The 8,449-nt window shown below is 39.6% G+C and carries 9 protein-coding genes; all 9 read right to left on the minus strand.

Annotated elements, in window-relative coordinates:
- Positions 1 to 103: 103 nt before the first annotated feature.
- Positions 104 to 904, minus strand: coding sequence for an energy-coupling factor ABC transporter ATP-binding protein (locus FWJ32_RS12890; protein ID WP_203227774.1), 801 nt, complete (start codon positions 902 to 904; stop codon positions 104 to 106).
- Complete coding sequence (locus tag FWJ32_RS12895) at positions 901 to 1,749, minus strand: energy-coupling factor ABC transporter ATP-binding protein (protein WP_238988892.1); 849 nt, start codon at positions 1,747 to 1,749, stop codon at positions 901 to 903. The genes FWJ32_RS12890 and FWJ32_RS12895 overlap by 4 nt, the downstream gene beginning before the upstream one ends.
- A 74-nt stretch (positions 1,750 to 1,823) precedes the next feature.
- Entirely contained in the window at positions 1,824 to 2,591 is a 768-nt protein-coding gene (locus FWJ32_RS12900; protein ID WP_149546376.1) for an energy-coupling factor transporter transmembrane component T family protein, read from the minus strand.
- 56 nt (positions 2,592 to 2,647) lie between these two features.
- Positions 2,648 to 3,250 (minus strand): ECF transporter S component, encoded by a 603-nt coding sequence (locus FWJ32_RS12905; protein WP_149546377.1) that lies wholly within the window; start codon positions 3,248 to 3,250, stop codon positions 2,648 to 2,650.
- A 93-nt stretch (positions 3,251 to 3,343) separates the two neighbouring features.
- On the minus strand, positions 3,344 to 4,093 hold the full coding sequence (locus tag FWJ32_RS12910; protein ID WP_149546378.1) for a nucleoside phosphorylase: 750 nt from the start codon (positions 4,091 to 4,093) through the stop codon (positions 3,344 to 3,346).
- A 494-nt stretch (positions 4,094 to 4,587) separates the two neighbouring features.
- Positions 4,588 to 5,610 carry an NADPH dehydrogenase NamA gene (gene namA / locus FWJ32_RS12915; RefSeq protein WP_149546379.1) on the minus strand — a complete coding sequence of 341 codons (1,023 nt, stop codon included), beginning with the start codon at positions 5,608 to 5,610 and terminating at the stop codon, positions 4,588 to 4,590.
- Between the two features lie 97 nt (positions 5,611 to 5,707).
- Positions 5,708 to 7,057, minus strand: a complete 1,350-nt coding sequence (locus FWJ32_RS12920) for an MATE family efflux transporter (protein WP_149546380.1) — start codon at positions 7,055 to 7,057, stop codon at positions 5,708 to 5,710.
- Between the two features lie 104 nt (positions 7,058 to 7,161).
- Positions 7,162 to 7,314, minus strand: a complete 153-nt coding sequence (locus tag FWJ32_RS13380; RefSeq protein ID WP_162523637.1) for a hypothetical protein — start codon at positions 7,312 to 7,314, stop codon at positions 7,162 to 7,164.
- Between the two features lie 80 nt (positions 7,315 to 7,394).
- Positions 7,395 to 7,799: a hypothetical protein gene (locus FWJ32_RS12925; protein WP_203227775.1), complete on the minus strand. Its 405-nt coding sequence runs from the start codon at positions 7,797 to 7,799 to the stop codon at positions 7,395 to 7,397.
- Positions 7,800 to 8,449 lie beyond the last annotated feature (650 nt).

Below are 8,449 nucleotides of genomic sequence, written 5' to 3' on the forward strand. Positions count from 1 at the left end.
GCCCATATTCCCTTTAAAATTTTGAAGCTGTTTTTTATTTTTTATCCAAAAAAGGGGAGTGCCGCTAACACTTAAATAGTGTTTTGCGACACTCCCTTTCAAATTATCTATCATTAAGCCATCTGGTAAATTCGTCCACAGTCAATAATGGTTTCTCAATATCAAGTTTTTGTGCCAGTTGCATAACATAAGGCTGCTCCAGAGATGCCGTCCTTAATTTATCCCTATAGGAATACACAAAGCGTGTGTCACCGTCAAGAAGTACCTTTCCTCTATTAAAAACGATGACCCTTTCAAAGGTCTCTGCAACAAAATCCATATCATGTATGATCGTTATTACAAGTTTTCCCTTGTCCTTCAAGTATCTTATTATATCCTTGATTTTCTCTTTTCCACGGTAATCCTGGGCAATTGTAGGTTCATCAAACACGATGATATCCGTATCCATGGCTAGGATTGAGGCAATGCTTACAAGTTTTCTATCGGAAAGGCTAAGGTCATAGGGATTTTCATTTATACGATTCCTAAGTCCTACCAGGTCAAGGGCTTCTAAGGAATTGCGCTTTGCTGTTTTCTCATCCTGCCCTATATTTAAAGGCCCAAACATAACCTCATCAATTAATTTGCTTTTAAAGATCTGGTCATTCGGATTTTGAAAAACAAGTCCTATATATCGTGCTAAAAATGCTACAGATTTCTCCTTTGTGTTGTACCCCTTTACAAAGATATCCCCCTCAGTTGGCTTTAAAAGCCCTTTTAATAACTTGACAAAAGTCGTCTTGCCTGCTCCATTCTGCCCAATAATAGCTGTCGGCCTTAAATTTAAATCAAGGGTTATGCCGGCCAGTACTTCCTGCCCTTTTGTATATGAAAAATGCAGATTTCTAACCTCAATCTCACTCATAATATTTTCTCCAACCTCTCATGGGCTTCATCAATAGTAATGGGATAAAATCCGTTTTCATCTTTGATGTCAAGGTTTTTGCAAATCCTTGTATACACCGGTGTTATGACTCCGTACTCCTCAATGTCTTCTCTTGAAAAGACTTTTTTTGGGGTATCAAAATCAATCAACTTTCCGTCATGTAGCAACATCACCCTGTCAGAGTATGCTGCAATTTTTTCCATCTTGTGTTCAGCCATGACAATTGTCATACCCTGTTCGCTAAGCCTCTGTACAACCCGGAATACCTCCTCTGACCCCTGCGGATCAAGCTGAGATGTCGGCTCATCCAGCACAATCACCTCTGGCTGCATTGCAATAATACCTGCAATTGCCAGCCTCTGCATTTGACCACCTGACAGGTCAAAGGGGTTTTTATCCTTAAATTCATATAGGCCAAGTAGATTTAAAACATTATCAATACGTCGTTTCATTTCTTCAACAGGAAGACCCAAGTTCTCGAGTCCAAAAGCTACCTCTTCATAGACAGTTAGTTTTGAGCCGGTAATCTGATTAAATGGGTTTTGGAATACTAAACCAACATGGCTTGCTACCTCAGACACCTCTGTCTTTGATACATTTATACCGTTGACTAAGACTGTTCCTCCATATGACCCCTTGTAAAAGTTTGGTACCAGACCTACCAGCGCCTGGCACAGGGTCGATTTTCCAGCACCGTTCTGTCCTATTATACCTATGAATTCACCCTGCTCAATTTCAAAGGAGATGTCATCCAATGCAAGTTTATCGCTCAAAGGGTATTTATACTTCAAGTGTTCTACAGTTATAATTCTCATGAAAAACATCATTCCCTCCCCTGTATCAAACATCTTTTGAAGGCATAGGTTAAAAAGATGCTTTAAAATCATATGAAGATAAATCAGTGTACAAAGCGTAAAACAATAGAAATTATGAGAATAGATATTAATGACACCTGCATAACATCAGCATATTTAAAGGTTGTGCCTTCATTTAAAAATGTCTTTTTATACCTTGAATTAAAAGCCCTGACTTCTAACGCCATAGCCCTTTCTTTGGTGTCTATGAGTGAACTTATCACAGCAGGTCCTATGAGTGGTATAAAGGCCCTTATTCTTCTGGAAAAACTGCCCTCAACCTCCATCCCTCTTGACCTCTGTGCATCAATTATTGTGTCGACAGTCGACATCATCTGCGGAATAATCTGAAGGACCGAGCTAAAAACATATCCTATCCGGGGTGAAAGACCTTTTTTCACAAGTGCCTCCACAAGGTCCGAGGGTTTTGTTGTAAACATCAGCAGAGATACAGAATTAATTATGCTGTATATCCTCAAAATTATTTCGAGAGCATACAAAAGCCCTTCTTTGTAAAAAACAACAGTTCCAATAGCAAAGAATGGTGTCCTGTTATTAAAGTAATACAGACCCTGAATGATTATAACTGTTACAAGGATTATACTTGTAAATCCCACAATAGGGAGCACCTTTTTGATGACCCCTGCAATTATCACTAAAGTCAAACTGATTAGTAGAAATGCAAACGCTGAATTCAATGTCCCCATAATTATTGGTATAAGTATAGTAATAAGTACAAATATTATTTTGGTAATAGGGTCTATTTTATGAATAATGGAGTTCCCTTCCTGATAGAGGCTTAAAGTCCTCATTTAATTTCATCCCTTCTAAAACATAAGACTGTATAATACAGTCTTATATGGACTAACTACAACTCTTTTATCTCATCATCATTTCTATAAATGGATGTCAGTTGCCTGGGTAGTCCCTTATAAATACCATAACTTATAAGCACTGTTGCAATCTTGTCCGGCACATCTACTATAATCTCATCCGCAAATGATGCAATCCAGATAGGAATTTCTCTCGCTGATAGAAATGCAAACACACTGTCTCCCCATATATTGCCGGTCTGACCGCCCCAGAATATAACATTCAGAGGTGTTGACACTATGGCGGCTATCAGTCCTACAACCAACCCTGAAACAACTGCCATGGACCAGCTCTTAAACCAGCCTATATAGGCAAGTATACCAACCGTCAAACCAATGGCCACACTTGTTATGGCATAAACCAGTGAGATGGGGTCGGCTGTCAGCCCGTATATTATATTGTTTATTGCACCTGATATTGCACCAACAATTGGCCCTGCCATCATACTTGACAGCATAGTACCTATAGAGTCAAGCCAGAGTGGAAGTTTAAGGAGACTTGCAAAGAATTTGCCAATGTAGTTTATGCCTACAGCAGTAGGTATAAGGACCAGTGATGCTGTTGTGAACTTAAAAGACCACATGCTTCGTTTACCCATACAAATCCCTCCAACTTATTTTTATTTCAAATACATCAGTGCTCCCTCGATACGTTTTAAGAGGCACAAATGTATTGAAACGTCATTTTGACCTTACGGATTCATCCTGTCAATCCTAACGAATGCCTCTAATGCCGTTAAGATTTCTCTTCTTTCTCCCTCCATGCTCATATCTTCTCTCTCGGCATATTGGTTAATGTCTTCTTTAAGATCTCCTCGATATTCTGTAATTACGTTCAATACTGAACCTGTCTTTAGACCTCTAAGGCCACCAATCACAAATAGTGCCGCACTCTCCATATCTGCACCCAAAATTCCCTTGTTCCTCCAAAAATCGTCTATTTCATCCTCTTCATCCACGTAGAAACTGTCATGGCTTCTTATTAATCCATATCTGAATGGATACCCAAGCCTTCTCGCACTTTCTATCAGTGCAAACAGCACATCAGTGTCTGGAATTGCCGGATAAGCAGTAGAAATATATGCCCTTGATGTACCTTCGTCCCTAACAGCGCCAGAAGCAATTATTAAATCCCCTTTTTTCAGGTCACTCTGCAATGCCCCACAGCTCCCGATGCGTATTAAGGTTTTAACCCCTATTTTACTCAATTCCTCAACCGCAATCCCTGTGGAAGGGCCGCCAATGCCTGTTGAAACAGCCATTACTTCAATGCCCCTGTATGTACCGGATATGCAGTAATACTCCCTATTGTGAGAAAGTTCCTTTACGTTTTTAAGATAATCTGCAATCCTTGTCACTCGCCCAGGGTCACCAGGAAGTAGGGCATATTTTGCAGCATTTTTGCTGCTAAGCCTGATATGCGGCTGTAAAATCTCACTCATTTGTTCTCTTCTCCTTTTTCTAATTTTTGGTTCTATATTACGGCAATGATAATCAGCTGCTCTCACGATTTATCCATATCAATTATTATACATTTTTATTATATCATACCTTGTTGTATTATTTTACCATAACTTCTTTTAATATGCCATGTATACCTCTATTTTTATATACATGGCATATGGCAGGACATTTGCAAAGCGTGCCGGCGGAGAGGTCAGTTGCCCAATACGCCACAAAGATTTTCCCCAGAAGAGCTTATATACGGTAATATAAAAAGATGTATAGAACCTTTTGCCGGCAGTGGTGCAATTTTGTCTGAGGAGCTCTACGGCGATTGTTATAGATGCAGGGTGCAGGTCAGGCGTATAACAGACCACAATGGCAAACGGAGATGGCTTATAAGTGAAATGTTTATCACAAATTATGTATCTGAAAACGAAAAAGGATACACTTGTATCCGTATCCTTCAAAATTGCATAAAAGAGTACTGCCTTTATCTATATCTCCCCCTGTAATACTGCCCTGCTATTATATCTCCATCCTTAAGCTCATGAGCAGCATATACAGGCCAGTATGGCTGCCTCAACAGTACTCTGCCCAGTGCCACCATATCTGCCCTCTGGTTTCCTATTATCTCTTCCGCCATGTCTGGGCTGGATATCAAGCCTACAGCCACAGATGGTATTCCTGTTTCTCTTTTTACAGCCTCGGCATATGTGATCTGATAACCAGGATAAAGATCTATCCTTGGGGATAATAGGCCACCTGAACTGCAATCCACAATATCCACAAGGTCTTTCACAAGTTTTACTATCTCCACTGTCTCATTTATGTCTATACCACCATCAACAAAGTCAGTAGCAGATACCCTCATAAAAATTGGCATATTATCGGGTATGTTTTTCTTTACCTCAATTAATACTTCCCGCAAAAATCTCACTCTGTTTTCTCTGGAGCCACCATACTCATCACTTCTTGTGTTAGAAAGTGGCGACAAAAATTCATGAATGAGATAACCATGAGCTGCGTGGACCTCTACAGTGTCATAGCCAACTTTGACAGCTCTTGCGGCCGCCATGCCAAAAGCTTTAATTATATCTTTAATCTCATCTTTAGTAAGCTCTGACGGAACAGGATATTCATCACTCCACTTCATACTTGAAGGAGCAACAATCCTTTCGTATTTCACCTCACACTTCCTGCCAGCATGGGCAAGCTGTACGCCCATTTTGCATCCAGTAGAGTGCACAAAATCAACAATCTTTTTAAGCGGTCCTATCTGAGAGTCATCCCAGAGACCAAGGTCATTGGCAGTAATCCTGCCGCGCCTCTCCACTGCTGTCGCTTCCTGCATGATAAGCCCTACGCCGCCTATAGCCCTCGTGCCGTAGTGAACAAAATGCCAGTCATTGGCCTGGCCATCGTCACCAGCCGAATACATACACATAGGAGACATCATTATACGATTTTTAAGTTTGAGTCCCTTAATCTCATATGGTGTAAAAAGCTTGCTCATACAAAACACCTCCATATACAATTTTACCTCATTTAAGCTATGATACAAAAATATAGCCCGACCAAACCGGCCAGGCCAATGATTAGAACAGCAAATCTCACGCCTCATTACCAGTAATGCTGGCTTTAAGACCTCTCCTTGAATACCTTATAAGGCTCAAGGCAAATCTCACAAAAAGATCCAGCGTCATAGATATCCATACACCAACTACATCCATACCCAAAAATCTGGTGAGCAAAAAAGCAAGAGGCACCCTTACTGCCCATAGCCCTGTCCCAGCTACAATCATAGGCGCTTTTGTATCACCTGAACCTCGCAATGCTCCATTTATGACACCTGATAGATTTTGAGGAAGCTGCGCTAAGGCCATAAGCCTCAAGTATATGCAGCCGAGGTCAATTACCTCTTTTTCATCAGTAAGAATGGTCATAAATATCTGGGGATAGATAAAGAGCATGGCAGCACAGAATATTGTAACTATACCTGTCCAAAGTGATATCTCTCTTACATACTCCCCAGCCGCTTTTTCATCTCCTGCTCCTATGCTTTGTCCAACCAGTGCAGTAGATGCTATGCCAAAACCTTGAGCCGGCATATACGATATGGACTCAGCCTGGATGCCAAGCTGATGGGCAGCTAATGCCACATCACCAAACCCTATGACAATAATAGTGAGCACTGTGTGCGCTATCTGCCAGAAGACGGATTCCATTGCAGTTGGTATACCTATATGAAGGATCTCGTATGCCTCTTTTATCCTTAATTTTAAATTCTCCATACTAACATATCCATTCATTATTCCATTGTCCCCAAACAGTACATAGAAGTCAAGCATAGTACCCACACCCTGAGCTATTATCGCAGCCATTGCTGCACCTTTAATTCCAAAAGCTGGAAGTCCAAAAGGCCCAAATATAAAAATATAACCTGCTGCGATGTTTACTGAATTAATAATAAGTGCAATATTCATAGGTGTTCTGGCGTTCCCCATTCCCCTCATAACACTCCCTGATATGAGGACAATGACCATAAATGGAAGACTGTACACAATAGTATTCAAATAAATAACGGCATCAGATAGTAACTGTCCCCTTGCGCCCAATCCTATAAGGAAATACCTTCCGGCAAATATAATAATGCCGCAGAGAATAATAATTGCTGTAATTCCTATCACCAATGCCTGCATTGCAGTCTTTTTTACACCTTCTATATCTTTAGCCCCATACCTCTGTGCTACAAGTATGGTAGCTCCTGTGGTCACTGCATTGTACATGGCCCATACCATTTGCGTTATCCTGTTGGTAAGGCCTACTGCACCTATGGCCGTCACCCCTATATGCCCAACCATAGCGGTAGCAATAAAACCAACGGTCATCTGAAGTACCCCTTCAATAGCAGCCGGCCATACCATGGCAAAGATCTTAGCCCTCATCACTTTTTTGTTCATTTCCTTCACCCTGTTATATTATAACAGATAAAAGAAAAAAGGTAACCATAGCATTACCCATCAATATAGTCCTGCTCAATTAACTTATTGTGAGCCTGCATCCCTCAGATTATCACCATCACTATATTTACCACAGGTATAAGTATAAGCAGAATATTCCACTTTGAGATACCCAACGCTGCCTTTAGAAGTGTACCGTAACACCAAAGTGATGCAATTGAAAATATCATACCCAAAATTGCTATTATGGCTTCCACTATGCCAACCCCTATCTAAATTATACTCCTCATTTCTATTATACTTTATAGCAGATGAAAATGCAGCCACAAATTATTCTTTATTCTTTCTCCTTGTAAAATGACCTGATAAAATAAAAGCCGGATATAATCATAATCGTCCAGTTAAAGTAGATTGAACCAAAAAGCTCATGTAAACCCGGTATTATCTTAAGACCTATAAAATAATAGTTGATAACGCCCAATAATGGTATCACAGTGAACAGCAAAAACATAATATAGTTAAACCTGAGTTTTCCTTCTCTTCGCCATTCCTTAATAGCATCCTCAAGTCCCAAAAATATCCCCACGATCATTGGAAAAACTATGGTGCCTAAAAGGTAGGGCAGGTTATTATATGTGGCCTCAGCATTACTTTCGAAGACACCAATTAAATATCCAACCAAAATAGAGGCAAGGAAAGGAACAATTTGGGTAAGTTTAATCATCTGTTTTTTCACATTCAACAGCTCCTCACTAATAAACACCTGAAGTCAGGCAAATACTAATAATCCAATTAGTAATTATTTACAAGTGATAATGTCCACGAACTCCCCGTGCCACGCTTCAATGTAACATTTGAGTTAGCACCTACTTCATACATCTTATCAGTAATTTTTACAGGGGCCCAATCATAGTTTACTGAAATATTAAAAGAATTTGTTGATAACTTTATACTTTTATTTATACTTTTACTTTGATTGGCGTATTCACCGTTATATGCGTTAGTACCTGATTTTTAGCTCGTTCAATTAGTTCGTCCAAGCCTGTAATTTCTTTATTTTGTTTGATAATTTTTGCTTGTCCAGTTGAAGCAAGTGCTGATGTTTGGAAAACCAATATACATATCAGCATACAATAAATTATTCTAAAAATTTCCGCATAATTATGCCTCCAATCAAATTTTTAATATATATTCATTATAAATGCATAATTTCACCGCGTCAACATAATCTTGTAAATATTTTGTATAATAATACATATTAAATTATTATTTTCTCATATTACACCTTTCACTAAACACAAAAACCCTGTGATAGCTACTCAATAAAGTATCTATCACAGGGTTTTTAATATAAAGTCTGGCAGCGACCTACTCTCCCCTTGCGAGTACCAT

The organism is Calorimonas adulescens (assembly GCF_008274215.1).
GTDB classification, from domain to species: Bacteria; Bacillota; Thermoanaerobacteria; order Thermoanaerobacterales; family UBA4877; genus Calorimonas; species Calorimonas adulescens.